9 protein-coding genes are annotated in these 13585 nt (G+C 72.2%); 6 read left to right on the top strand and 3 right to left on the bottom strand.

Features of this window, described 5'->3' with window-relative positions; all coding sequences use genetic code 11:
- Nucleotides 1-15 precede the first annotated feature (15 nt).
- From FHG10_RS15865 to tdh, 3 genes are all read right to left on the bottom strand, one after another.
- Nucleotides 16-528 (bottom strand): YdbT family protein, encoded by a 513-nt coding sequence (locus FHG10_RS15865; RefSeq protein WP_152354342.1) that lies wholly within the window; start codon nt 526-528, stop codon nt 16-18.
- Between the two features lie 5 nt (nt 529-533).
- The gene (locus tag FHG10_RS15860) at nt 534-1751 is read right to left on the bottom strand and encodes a glycine C-acetyltransferase (protein WP_152354341.1); all 1218 of its coding nucleotides are present in this window, start codon (nt 1749-1751) and stop codon (nt 534-536) included.
- 106 nt (nt 1752-1857) lie between these two features.
- Nucleotides 1858-2928, bottom strand: a complete 1071-nt coding sequence (gene tdh, locus FHG10_RS15855; RefSeq protein ID WP_152354460.1) for an L-threonine 3-dehydrogenase — start codon at nt 2926-2928, stop codon at nt 1858-1860.
- Nucleotides 2929-3148: 220 nt separating this feature from the next.
- Between tdh and hrpA the strand changes: the two genes are divergently transcribed.
- The 6 genes from hrpA (at nt 3149) to FHG10_RS15820 (ending at nt 13574) form a co-directional block, all read left to right on the top strand.
- A complete protein-coding gene (gene hrpA / locus FHG10_RS15850; RefSeq protein WP_152354340.1) occupies nt 3149-7054 on the top strand; it encodes an ATP-dependent RNA helicase HrpA in 3906 nt (1301 codons plus the stop codon).
- Nucleotides 7055-7384: 330 nt separating this feature from the next.
- Entirely contained in the window at nt 7385-7969 is a 585-nt protein-coding gene (locus tag FHG10_RS15845) for a hypothetical protein (protein WP_152354339.1), read from the top strand.
- Nucleotides 7970-8078: 109 nt separating this feature from the next.
- Nucleotides 8079-9530, top strand: a complete 1452-nt coding sequence (locus tag FHG10_RS15840) for an NAD-dependent malic enzyme (protein ID WP_152354338.1) — start codon at nt 8079-8081, stop codon at nt 9528-9530.
- Nucleotides 9531-9630: 100 nt separating this feature from the next.
- Nucleotides 9631-10815, top strand: coding sequence for an exo-beta-N-acetylmuramidase NamZ family protein (locus FHG10_RS15835; RefSeq protein WP_152354337.1), 1185 nt, complete (start codon nt 9631-9633; stop codon nt 10813-10815).
- A gap of 35 nt (nt 10816-10850) precedes the next feature.
- Entirely contained in the window at nt 10851-11852 is a 1002-nt protein-coding gene (locus FHG10_RS18070; protein ID WP_193636358.1) for a GNAT family N-acetyltransferase, read from the top strand.
- Between the two features lie 12 nt (nt 11853-11864).
- Entirely contained in the window at nt 11865-13574 is a 1710-nt protein-coding gene (locus FHG10_RS15820; protein ID WP_152354336.1) for an ABC transporter substrate-binding protein, read from the top strand.
- The last annotated feature ends 11 nt before the right edge of the window (nt 13575-13585 follow it).

Below are 13585 nucleotides of genomic sequence, written 5' to 3'. Positions count from 1 at the left end.
GCCGGGCTCCGGAGGTCAGCGCTCGACGTCGTCGGACGGTGCCCTGAGCGCCCGCACCAGCGCCTCGGGCTCAGGGGTCGAGAACGCGACGCGCCGGCCGTCCCCCAGCAGGACCGTCGCCTCGGGACCACCGGCCCGCAGCGCGATGTCCCGAGGTCCCTCGTGCCGTCGGCCCCATCCGAACCCCATTCCCGCGAGGTGGTATCCGGAGCGGGCGGCGCGGATCTCGGAGCGGGGGATCCGCCGCGCATGCCCGAAGAGGATCCCGCCCTGCAGGTGCAGTCCGTCGTCGTCGACCGTCGCCCGGAGGCGGAGCCTCCAGAGCATGCCGGCGAGGAGGATCCCGCCCACGGCGCAGGCCGCGGCGACGAGGGCGTCGCCGACGGTCGCCGAGCGCACGGGCCACAGCACCAGCAGGGCGCAGCCCAGCATGATGACCAGCAGCAGGGCGCCGACGCTGCGAGGCCCGGCGCCGCCGCGCGCGATCGTGGTGATGCCATCCGGCGGCCGGTCCTCCCGTCGCTCCACCGGGTTCAGCAGACCTCGGTCGCGCCGCGTGCGGTGACGAAGGCCTGGACGCAGGTCTCGATGTCCTCGGGGGAGTGCGCCGCGGAGAGCTGCACGCGGATGCGCGCACGGTCCTTGGGCACCACGGGGTAGGAGAAGGCCGTGACGTAGACGCCCTGCGCGAGCATGGCGTCGGCGATCTTCGCCGCGCGCCGCGCATCGCCGAACATCACGGGGACGATCGCGTGCTCCCCGTCCAGCAGCTCGAAGCCCTCCTCGACCATGCGGCGGCGGAACAGCGCGGCATTGGCGAACAGCTTCTCGCGCAGGTCCGCGCTGCCCTCGACGAGGTCCAGGGCGGTGAGGGTCGCGGCGACGATCGCGGGCGCGAGCGAGTTGGAGAACAGGTAGGGACGGGCCCGCTGGCGCAGCAGGTCCACGATCTCGGCGCGGCCGGAGACGTAGCCGCCGCTCGCACCGCCGAGCGCCTTGCCGAAGGTGCCCGTGTAGATGTCGACGCGATCCGCGACCCCGAAGTGCTCGGGGGTGCCGGCGCCCGTGGCGCCCATGAAGCCGACGGCGTGGGAGTCGTCGACCAGGACGAGAGCGCCGTACTCGTCGGCCAGGTCGCAGATGCGATCGAGCGGTGCGAGGTAGCCGTCCATCGAGAACACGCCGTCGGTGACGATGATCGTGCGACGAGCGGGCGCGCCGTCGTTCTGCGTGCGGGTGGCCTCGAGCTGGGCGCGCAGATCGTCCATGTCGGCGTTGCGGTAGCGGTAGCGGGAGGCCTTGGACAGCCGGATGCCGTCGATGAGGGAGGCATGGTTCAGCGCGTCGGAGATGATCGCGTCGCCCGCGCCGAACAGCGACTCGAAGACGCCGCCGTTGGCGTCGAAGCACGAGGAGAACAGGATGGTCGCCTCGGTGCCCAGGAACGCGCTGACCTTCTGCTCGAGCTCGAGGTGCAGGTCGCCGGTGCCGCAGATGAAGCGCACCGAGGCCATGCCGAAGCCGCGCTCGTCCAGCGCCCTCTTCGCGGCGTCGATGAGCCGAGGGTCGTCGGCCAGGCCCAGGTAGTTGTTGGCGCAGAAGTTCAGGACCTCCGCCGGGGCGTCGCCGAAGGCGGCGGCCTCGATGTGGGCCGACTGCGGGGTCGAGATCGTGCGCTCGTTCTTGAAGGTGCCCGCCTCGCGGATCTCCTCGAGCTCGGCGGCGAGCTGATCCTTCACGTCGACGTACATCAGGGGTGCCTCCTCAGGCGGGCGATGATCGGTGCGGTGCTGCGGTGCTGCGGTGCTGCGGTGCTGCGGTGCTGCGGTGCTGCGGGCTGGAAGGGACGAGGTCGCGTCAGGATCCGTCGAACACGGTCCAGTCCAGCACGACCTTGCCGCCGCTGCCCGAGCGGGCGATCTCGAAGGCCCGCTCCCATGCCGTCGCCGGCAGCACGTCGGTGACGGTCGCGCTGATCCTCCCGCGCAGCACGGGGCTCGTGGAGATCATCGCGCTCATCGCGTTCCAGGTCTCGAACATCTCGCGTCCGTAGATGCCCTGCAGGGTGAGCATGTGGGTGATCACGGTGGTCCAGTCCAGCTCGAAGTGCCGTGCGGGGAGGCCCAGCAGGGCGATCCTCCCGCCGTGGTTCATGTTGGTGATCATCTCCTGCAGGGCGCTGGGCTGCCCGGAGATCTCCAGACCCACGTCGAAGCCCTCCTTCATGCCGAGCTCGCGCTGCACGTCCGTGATCCTTCGCTCGCCGACGTTGACGGCGAGGTCGACCCCCGCGGCGCGGGCCATCTCCAGCCGGTGCTCGTGCACGTCCGTGATCGCGACGAAGCGGGCACCCGCGTGGCGGGCGACGGCGGCGGCCATCAGGCCGATGGGGCCGGCTCCGGTGATCAGCACGTCCTCGCCGACCAAGGGGAACTTGAGCGCCGTGTGCACCGCATTGCCGAAGGGATCGAACACGGCGCCGAGCTCGGGGCTGATCACGTCCTCGCGGCCCTCGTGCTCGTGCACCCAGACGTTCTGGTGGGGAACCACGACCTGCTCGGCGAAGGCGCCGTCGCGCTGCACGCCGACGCTGCGGGTGCGGATGCACAGCTGGCGCCGTCCCGCGCGGCAGTTGCGGCAGACCCCGCACACCACGTGCCCCTCGCCGGAGACGCGGTCTCCCACGCGCACGTCGGGGACCTCGGCGCCGATCTCGACGACCTCTCCGTAGAACTCGTGGCCGGGGGTGAAGGGCACCGTGTCGCACATCGCGCGGGCGGACTCGTCCCAGGCGAGCAGGTGCAGGTCGGTGCCGCAGAGCCCGGCGCGCAGGACGCGGATGCGCACGTCCCACGGACCGACCTGCGGGACGGGCACCTCCGCGAGCTCGAGTCCGGGGGCGGGGCCGGTCTTCCGCAGTGCCCGCATCGTGCTGCTCATCCTCGAGGTCCCTTCTGATCCGTCAACTGAGGACGTCCGGACCCGGGTTCGGCGCCGGCCGGTCGACGGTCGTCATCGTACCGACGTTCTGCGCGATTCTGCGCATGACGGGCCGAAGCGCGCAGAGATGGCAAGTGCGCGCGGCGCGCCGTCGGCCCCGGGGAATCTGGGCGACCGCCATCGCGTCCACCGCCTAGCATGGACCACCATGAGCGAGCGCACGATCGAATCCGGCAACGGGACCGATTCCCCGCAGCTCGCGATCACCTATCCGGCCGAGCTCCCCGTCTCCCAGCAGCGCGAGGAGATCCTCGGGGCCCTGCGCGAGAACCAGGTCGTCGTCATCGCCGGCGAGACCGGCTCCGGCAAGACCACGCAGATCCCCAAGATGCTGCTGGAGCTCGGCTATGGCGGCAATGGCAGGGTCATCGGCCACACGCAGCCGCGCCGGCTCGCCGCGCGCAGCGTCGCGAGCCGGATCGCCTCCGAGCTGGGGGAGAAGCTCGGCGAGGGGACCGTCGGCTACCAGGTGCGCTTCACCAAGGAGGTCGCCCGCGGCGCCCGGCTGAAGCTCATGACCGACGGCATCCTGCTGGCCGAGCTGGGCTCGGACCGCCTGCTGCGCCGCTACGACGCGATCATCATCGACGAGGCCCACGAGCGCTCGCTGAACATCGACGTGATCCTCGGGTACCTGCGGCAGATCCTGCCCCAGCGCCCCGACCTCAAGGTCGTCATCACCTCGGCGACCATCGATCCCGAGCGCTTCGCGCAGCACTTCGCGACCAGCGGGGCCGACGGGACGATGCATCCCGCGCCCGTCCTCGAGGTCTCCGGGCGCACCTATCCCGTCGAGGTCCGCTACCGCCCCCTCGTGATCGATGCCGAGGTCGCCGCCGAGGAGGCCTCCGAGGCCGACGAGCTCGAAGACATCCACTCCATCGAGCGCGACCTCGATACGGCGATCATCGACGCGGTCGACGAGCTCGCCGCCGAGGGGCCCGGCGACATGCTCGTCTTCCTGCCCGGCGAGCGCGAGATCCGCGAGATCCGCGACAGCCTCGAGCAGCACCTGGGCTCGGGAGGGCGCGGACGCCTGCCCACCGAGGTGCTGCCCCTGTTCGGCCGGCTCTCGGCGAGCGACCAGCAGCGGATCTTCTCCCCGCGCGCCGCGGGCACGCACCGGCGCATCATCCTCTCGACGAACGTCGCCGAGACCTCGCTGACCGTCCCCGGCATCACCTACGTCATCGACTCCGGGCTCGCCCGCATCTCCCGCTACTCCCAGCGCACGAAGGTGCAGCGCCTGCCCATCGAGCCGATCTCCCAGGCCAGCGCGAACCAGCGCTCGGGCCGCTCCGGGCGCACCCACCCCGGCATCGCGATCCGCCTGTTCTCCCGCAAGGACTTCGAGACCCGCCCGGAGTTCACCGAGCCCGAGATCCTGCGCACGAACCTCGCCTCCGTCGTCCTCCTGATGACCTCGCTGGGACTGGGCGATGTGGAGTCCTTCCCCTTCGTGGAGCCCCCGGCCACGCGTGCCGTGACCGACGGCGTGCGCCTGCTCGAGGAGCTGCGCGCGATCGAGGCCGCCCAGCAGGCACCGGGCGGACGCCGCCTGACGGACATCGGCCGGCTGCTCGCGCGCTTCCCCCTCGACCCGCGGATGGCGCGCATGCTCATCGAGGCCGACCGCCTCGGCGCCCTGCGCGAGGTCCTCGTGATCGTCGCCGGGCTCTCGATCCAGGACCCGCGCGAGCGGCCGCTGGGCTTCGAGCAGCAGGCCAAGGAGAAGCACAAGCGCTTCGAGGACGAGACCAGCGACTACCTGACCCTGCTGAACCTGTGGAACCACCTGCAGGAGCGCCGCAGGGAGCTCTCCGGCAGCGCCTTCCGCCGGGAGGTGCGCGGCGAGCACCTCCACTACCTGCGCATCCGCGAGTGGTGGGACCTGCACTCGCAGCTGAAGGACATGGCCAAGGACGCCGGGCTGCACCTCAACAAGAGCGAGGGCGATCCCGCCCGCATCCACCAGGCCCTGCTGGCAGGGCTGCTCTCGCACGTGGGCCTGTACGACGACCGCAGCCGCGAGTACTCCGGCGCCCGCGGCGCACGGTTCGCGCTCTGGCCGGGCTCGGCGCTCGCGAAGAAGCGCCCCGAGCTGGTGATGGTCGCCGAGCTCGTGGAGACCTCGCGGCTGTGGGGCCGCACCGCAGCGAAGATCGACGCCGCCTGGGCCGAGGAGATCGGCGCGCACGTGGTGCGCCGCTCGCACTCCGAGCCCTACTGGTCCTCCAAGCAGGCCTCCGCGATGGCGCACGAGAAGGTCACCCTCTACGGCGTCCCGGTCGTCGCCGACCACGTGGTGCCCTTCGGACGCGTGAACCCCGAGCTCGCCCGCGACATCTTCCTGCAGAACGCTCTCGTGGAGGGGGACTGGCGCACCCGCCACCACTTCTTCCGCGACAACCGGGCGCTCATCGAGAGGCTCGAGGAGCTCGAGGCCAAGACCCGTCGGCGCGACCTGCTGATCGGCGACGAACAGGTCTTCGCCTTCTACGACGCCCGCATCCCCGCCGACGTCGTCTCCGGGCGCCACTTCGACGCCTGGTGGAAGAAGCAGCGGCACCTCACGCCCGACCTCCTCACCCTCACCGAGGACGATCTGCTCGCGGCCGACGAGTCCGTGACCGCCGCGATCCAGGCCGACTTCCCCGACACCTGGGTGCAGGGCGACCTGACGCTCCCGCTCAGCTACTCCTTCGGGGACGTCGGCGCGCGCGGCAGCGACGGCGTCACCGCGACGATCCCGCTCGCGGTGCTCAACCGCGTCACCCCGCGCGGCTTCGACTGGCTCGTGCCCGGCATGCGCGAGGAGCTGGTCACCGAGCTCATCCGCTCCCTGCCCAAGCCCCTGCGCCGCCATCTCGTCCCCGCCCCCGAGCGGGCGAAGGTCGTCGCCGCGACCCTCCACGACGACGATCCCGACGCCGGCGAGGCCTTCGTCGAGGCCGTGGCCGACGAGCTCGTCGCCCTCCCCGGCGTCCCGCAGGACCTCGAGCTCTACGGCCCCGAGTTCGACCTCTCCCGCATCCCCGCGCACCTGCGCATGCACTTCCGGGTCGTCGACGCGAAGGGCCGCGAGATCGGCACCGGCGACGACCTCGCCGCCCTCCAGAAGCGGCTGAAGAAGCGCATGGACGCCTCGGTCACCACGCAGGGCGAGGACCTCGCCCGCCGCGACCTCGCAGCCTTCCCCGAGGCGGGCGTCCCCGAGGTGCATCGCAGCCGCGTGGGGGGCCTCGAGGTGACAGGGCACCCGGCGCTGGTCGCCGTGCGCGGGGCCGACGGGCAGGTCGAACGGGTGGACCTCAAGGTCCTCGCGACCGCCGAGGAGCAGGCGAGCGCGCACCCCGAGGGCGTGATCGCCCTCGTGGACCGCGAGCTGCACCCGGACCTCGCCTCCGTGCTGAACGCGCTGCCGAACCCCACCAAGCTCGCCGTCGCCCAGTCCCCGTACCCCTCGAGCGCGGCCCTCCTGGCCGACGCCTCCGCGGCCGCGACCGCGCATCTGGTGGGCGATGCGGGCGCCGTGCGCACGCGCGAGCAGTTCGACGCGGCGCTCGCGCGGGTCCGCTCGGAGCACGACCGGGTCGCGGCGCAGGCCGTGCGCGACGCCGCCGCGGCCCTCGCCGCCCACGCGAAGCTCGCGAAGTCGCTCGGACGCGTGTCCTCGCTGACGATCCTCCAGCAGCTCACGGAGATCCGCGAGCACGCCTCGCGCCTGGTGGGGGAGCGCTTCGTCTCCCGCACGGGGGTCGAGCACCTGGGCGACCTGGTGCGCTACCTGCGCGCCGACGGGATCCGACTGGAGAAGCTCGAGGAGAACCCTCCGCGCGACGCGAAGCTCGCCTGGCAGGTCCACGACGTCGAGCAGCTGTGGGAGCGCGCTCGCGCGAAGCTGTCCCGCTCCCGCGCCGCCCAGGAGGACGCCGCGCGGATCCCGTGGCTGCTGGAGGAGTACCGGGTGAGCCTGTTCGCGCAGACCCTGGGCACCCGCGAGACGGTCTCGGACAAGCGTCTGCGCGCGGCGATCGCGGCGCTGACGGCCTGAGCGGGCGCGGGGACGTGACGCATCACCCCTGATCCGTGTGCTCGCAGCCACGCCCGCGCATCGCATACGCAACTTTTGCGTTCGGCACCCGGAGCGCACCGCAGGGGATCCCGGAGCGCGCTGGGCGGCGTCTGAACGCCCGCTCGACCGGTCACGATGAGGTCACGGGGCGCGCGTGGGCCTCGGGTCAAGGAGTTCATGCCCGCGCAAAGACCGGCGGTCCGACTCGGGCGAACCGGACAGACGCCCTGTTCACAGCGCTTCGTGCGCTCGCTAGCGTCATCGGCGTCCTTCCGGATCCCGGAACCACAGACCTCGAAGGTGCCTCGCATGACCCTCTCCCGCCGCCGCCTGCTCCTCGCCGGGACCATCGGACTGACCGCGCTCGCCACGGCCGCGCCGGCCATGGCAGCCGACGCCGACTCCGACGACTGGACCGAGTCGTTCATGACCCGCGCCGAGACCCGCGAGGGCTTCGCGCTGGACGGCATGGACGACTGGCAGGTCGAGAACGCGCGCTTCATCATCGCGGTCTGCAAGGGCCATGACATCAGCGCCCACGGCACCCAGATCGTGCTCGCGACCGCGATCGTCGAGGCGTGGCTGTACAACTACGAGCCGGCCGTCGACCTCGACTCCGGCGGCCTCTTCCAGCAGCGCCCGTCCGCGGGCTGGGGCAGCGCGGCCGAGGTGCGCCACAAGAAGAAGGCCATCGACGCCTTCCTGGGCCTCGGGGACCACTCGAGCGCCCCGGGCCTGCTCGACGTCGCCCCCGACTACGACGACTGGGATCTCGGCGAGGCCGCCCAGGCGGTCCAGCAGTCCGCCTACCCCGACCGCTACGCGGAGCAGGCCTCGGCCGCGAAGTCGCTGTGGGAGCGCTACAGCGACGACGTGAAGTCGTACAAGGGCTGACCCCTCCGTACGGGCGGACGGACACCCGTCGCGCACTCGCCCCCGGCCCCGCCCCGCGGGGCGCGTCGGGCGGCCCGCAGCGGCGCTCGCCGACGTTACGATGAGCCGCATGTCACCGGCGCCATCAGTCAGCTACTCCATCACGATCCGTCTCGAGTTCGCCGCCCACTCCGCGGCGGTCAGCGACATCACCGGGACCATCGAGGCGCACCGCGCCCTGGTCACCGCGCTCGACGTCTCCGCCTCCGGCCCCGAGCGGATGCGCGCGGACCTCACCGTCCTCACCGCGGACAACGACCACGCCATGGAGGTCGTCGAGGCCCTCAAGGACCTCGAGGGGGTCGAGCTCGGCAAGGTCTCGGACCGCACCTTCCTCGCGCACCTGGGCGGCAAGCTCACCGTCGAGTCGAAGGTCCCGATCCGCCACCGCGACGACCTCTCGATGGTCTACACGCCGGGCGTCGCGCGCGTCGTGAAGGCGATCGCCGAGCACCCCGAGGACGCCCGCAGCCTCACCATCAAGCGCAACACCGTCGCGGTCGTCTCCGACGGCTCCGCGATCCTGGGCCTGGGCGACCTCGGTCCACTCGCCGCGATGCCCGTCATGGAGGGCAAGGCCGCCCTCTTCAAGCGCTTCGCGGACATCGACGCGTTCCCCATCTGCCTGGACGCCCACTCCGTCGAGGACATCGTCTCCCACGTGAAGGCGATCGCCCCGGTCTTCGCGGGCATCAACCTCGAGGACATCTCGGCCCCGCGCTGCTTCGAGATCGAGGACCGCCTGCGCCAGGAGCTCGACATCCCCGTCTTCCACGACGACCAGCACGGCACCGCGATCGTCGTGGTCGCGGCGCTGCGCAACGCCCTGCGCGTGGTCGGCAAGAGCATCGCCGACGTGCGCATCGTGCTCTCGGGAGCGGGCGCCGCGGGCACCGCGATCCTGCGCCTGCTGCGCGCCGCGGGCGCCCGCGACGTGGTGGTCACGGACATCGACGGCATCGTCCACGAGGGCCGCGAGAACCTCGAGGGCCGCCTGCCCTGGATCGCCGAGGTCACGAACCCCCGGCAGCTGACCGGGACGCTCAGCGACGCCATCACCGGGGCCGACGTGTTCATCGGCGTGAGCGCCGGCAACATCCTCACCGCGGAGGACGTCTCGCGGATGGCGGAGCGCTCGATCGTCTTCGCGATGGCGAACCCGACCCCGGAGATCGATCCGGCGGAGGCCGCCAAGCATGCCGAGGTCGTCGCGACCGGCCGCAGCGACTTCGCGAACCAGATCAACAACGTGCTCGCCTTCCCCGGCGTGTTCCGCGGTCTGCTCGACGCGCGCGCGACGAACGTCTCCGACCGGATGCTGCTGGCGGCCTCGAAGGCCCTGGCCGACGTCGTCTCCTCCGAGGAGCTGAACCCGACCTACATCGTGCCCAGCGTCTTCAACGAGGGCGTCACCAAGGCCGTCGCCGCCGCGGTGGAGAACGTCGCCCGCGAGGAGGCCGGCACCGTCGACACGATCACCGGGGCGATTCCCGCCGTCTACGCGGAGGAGATCCACCTCTGAGCCCGTCGCCCCCATCCGGGGGACCTGCGAGGGCCGACGGACCGCAGCAAGTTTCCCGAAAACCGGTGACACGCGGAGGTAACTTCTCTACGCTCGAGGGATGTTCTCTGCGTCACACCGAACGGTGTCGGGGCTCGACGCCCTGATCGAGGACCCCGGGATGCTCCAGAGCGAGCTCCCGGGGTCCTCGCGTCCCGGCCTGCTCACCAACTTCGCCGCCGTCACCCCGGACCTGCGGCGCGGCGTCGACGCGCTCGTGGAGAGCGGCATCCGCCCCCACTGCCTCATCGCCCCGGAGCACGGGTACTGGGGCAGCGAGCAGGCCGGCGAGGGCGGCGCGGACCAGCTCGATCCTGCGACCGGCATCCCGGTGCTGTCCTCCTACGGAGTGCACGGCGAGGACCTCGTCGCCCTGCTCGAGCGCAGCGGCATCGACGCGCTCCTGGTGGACCTGCAGGACATCGGCTGCCGCTTCTACACATACCCCTGGTCGATGGTCGACGCCATGCAGGCGTGCGCGCGCCTCGGACTGCCCGTCCACGTCCTCGACCGTCCGGCGCCGCTCCCGGCGGCGCCCGTGGGCCCCGGTCTCGACCCGACCTGCGCGAGCTTCGTCGGCCGCATGAACATCCCGCTGCGCCACGGCGGACGCCTGGGCGACGTGGCGCGCCACGCCGCCGCCCATCACCTCGAGGACCCGATCGAGCTCTCGGTGACCCCGGCTCCGGGGGCCGACTCGGCCGCCTGCTGGGTGCCGCCCTCGCCCAACATGCCGACCACCTCGACGCTCGCGCTCTACCCGGGCACGGGACTCGTCGAGGGCACCACCTGGAGCGAGGGCCGCGGCACGACGCTGCCCTTCGAGATCCTCGGCGCACCCTGGGCGGACCATCGCTTCGCGGATGCCGTGCGCGCGCTCGAGCTGCCCGGCGTCCTCGTGCGCGAGGTCCAGGTGCGCGCCACCCACGGCGACTTCGCCGGGCAGATCCTCGCCGGCGTGCAGCTCCACCTCGTGGGCGACCCCGCCGCGCTCGTCGGGGGAGGAGCCGGGGACGGCGGCTTCGATCCGATCCGCATCGGCCACGGCGTGCTCGCCGTCATGCGCGCCCAGCACCCCGGCCGGGACTTCTGGCGCCGCAACGCCCCCGGACGCCCGCCCTTCATCGACCTGCTCTGGGGGTCGAGCGCCCTGCGCGAGGGCATCGACGACGGCGCGGACCTCGCCGAGATCCTCGCGGCCTCGCCCGCCCCGGAGCCCCTCGACACGGCAGGACGAGCCGCGTGACGGGGCCGACGGGCCCCGCATCCGGGGAAATCCGCGTGCGCGAGGGACTGCGCCGCGGGGAGCTGCCCGCGCTCGCCGCGCTCACCGAGGGCACCGCGCTTCCCCTCACCGCGCGCGTCCTCGCGCTCCTGGTGCTCGCGGATCCCGACCCGCGCAGCTCGCTCGTGCTGGTCGCCGAGGACGCCGCAGAGCCCGCGGTGGATACGAGGCCGCTCGGCTTCGCGCACGTCGCCCAGGAGGACGGCGTCGCGTACCTGGTGTGCGGAGCGGTCCACCCCGCGCAGCGCCGTCGGGGCATCGGCACTCTCCTGCTCGAGGAGGCGCTCGCGCACGCACGGCGGTGGGGCGCCGAGTCCCTCGTGATCAGCGGACGACCCCTGGCCTACGCGGCCCCCGGCATCGACGAGGCGGCCGACCCCGGCACGGCCGCCTTCCTCCGCGCCCGGGGAGCGCGCGCCGCGGGCAGCGCGCTCGCGATGGAGCGGGACCTCGCGGATCTCGCGTGCGCCGCCCCCACCGCGGACCCCGGCGGGCCTCCCGATCTGCGCATCGCCCCGTGCACGCCCGAGGAGGTGCCCGAGGCGCTCGCCGCCGTGCGCCGTCACCTCTCCGAGGACTGGGCGCAGCTGCTCGGCCGCCACGTCGCGCGCCGCGCCGAGGAGGCGGCGCGCGGGCGCGGGGCGGACGAGGGGCCCGCGGGCACGATCCTGCTCGCGCGGGATGCGTCGGATGCGGGGGATGCACCCGGCGCGGGCGAGATCCTCGGGTTCGCCGCCTGGGATGTCGTCGGCGCGGATCCCGAGCGGTTCGGCCCCATCGGCGTGCTGCCCGCCGCCCGCGGACGCGGCGTCGGCGGCGCCCTGCTCGATGCCGCCCTCGCGCGCATGGCCCGCGCGGGCGCGCGCCGCGCCTGGTTCCAGTGGACCTCCGCGAGCGGCCCGGCCCACCGCCTCTACCTCTCGCGCGGGTTCCGCCCGCTCGCGACCACCACCCCGTTCACGCTGCCCGTCCCGTCGACAGCCGCCCCGACCTCCTAGGAGAGGACGCCCATGACCAGGCCATCCCCGTCAGCCGCCCCGCCCTCAGCCGCCTCCGGGCCCGCAGGCGCCACCGGGCCCGCGCGCCGCACGGTGCTCGGCGCGGCGCTCGGCGGCGGGGGCCTCGCCGCCCTCGGACTGTCCTCCTGCGGCCCGGGCGCGCAGGACGCCGAGAACCCGCCGCTGCGCATCCACGCGAATGACATCACCGTCTACCAGCCCAACTTCAACCCCTACTCGCCCACGGCGCTGCAGGGCGCGAGCGGCCTCATCTTCGAGCCGCTCATGGTGTACACGGCCATGGACCCGGAGAAGCCGCTGCCGTGGGTCGCCGAGAAGATCACCTTCAGCGAGGACGGCACGAGCGCCGAGATCCTCGTGCGCGAGGGCATCGTGTTCACCGACGACCATCCGCTCACCGCCGAGGACGTCGAGTACTCGCTGCTCATGCTCCGCGACAAGCCCGCGACCAACGGCTCCGCGCTGCCCGTCAAGGACGCGAAGCGCACGGGGGAGCGCACCGTCGAGGTCGCCTTCGAAGGCCCCTCCTTCGCGCACGCGCCGACCCTGGGCGGCTCCTACGTCGTCCCCAAGCACATCTTCGAGACCCTCGACGTCGAGAAGGACGCGATCTCGGAGCCCGTCGGCTCCGGTCCCTACATGCTCGATCGCTTCTCCGACCAGCTCTACACCTTCCGCCGCAACGACAAGCACTGGGCGGCCGACGACTTCGAGGTCCCCGAGCTCTACTACCCCTCCTACTCCACGGAGACCTTCAACACCGCCCTCCAGGCCGGCGAGATCGACTGGTCCGGGGGCTTCGTCGCCAACGTCGACAAGATCTTCGTCGCGAAGGATCCCGAGCACCGCGGCTACTACTACCCGGGCCTGGGCGTCGTGAACCTGACCTTCAACCTCGAGAAGGACCTCTGGCAGGATCTCGAGCTGCGCCGCGGGATCTCGCTCGCGATCGACCGGAAGCAGATCGCCGACATCGCGATGCTCGGCTACGTCGGCCCGCCGCACCCCACCGGCCTTCCGCGCCCCACCTTCGAGCAGTACATCTCGAAGCGGTACCGGGGGAAGGAGTTCGAGTTCGACCCGGAGAAGGCGGAGAAGGTCCTCGACGACGCCGGCTACCGGCGCGGGGCGGACGGCGTGCGCGCCGCCGAGGACGGCACCAAGCTCGAGTTCCCGCTGCAGATCCCCTCGGGGTTCGTGGACTGGGTGAGCGTCACCCAGGTGCTGAACGAGCAGCTGCAGAAGATCGGCGTGAAGTTCACGCCCCAGGGCGTCTCGATGGAGTCCTGGACGGAGAAGCGCAACGCCGGCAGCTTCGACGTCACCCTCTCCACGGTCTCCGCCGGCGCGAGCCCCTGGTTCATGTACCGCTCGATGCTCTCGGGCGAGCACAGGAGCAAGGACGGCACGGTGCTCGCGAACTTCCAGCGCTGGTACGACGACGTTACCGACGAGCTCCTGAGCGCGTTCACCGCGACCGACGACGAGGCCGAGCAGCAGCGCTGCATCGACGGCCTCGAGGACATCGTGGTGGACAAGCTCCCGGCGCTGCCGCTGGTGACCGCCCCGAACTGGTTCAACTACAACACCGAGTCCTGGTCCGGATTCCCCGATCCCGACCACCCCTACGCGCTCGGCGCCCCCTACAGCCCGATCGACAGGATCCTGGTGCTGCGCGAGCTCACCCGGACCACCGACTGACGGAGGACGCG

Source organism: Brachybacterium subflavum (assembly GCF_009299795.1).
GTDB lineage: Bacteria > Actinomycetota > Actinomycetes > Actinomycetales > Dermabacteraceae > Brachybacterium > Brachybacterium subflavum.
The sequence above is the reverse complement of the archived record's forward strand: the minus strand, read 5'-3'. Positions and strand labels throughout refer to the sequence as shown.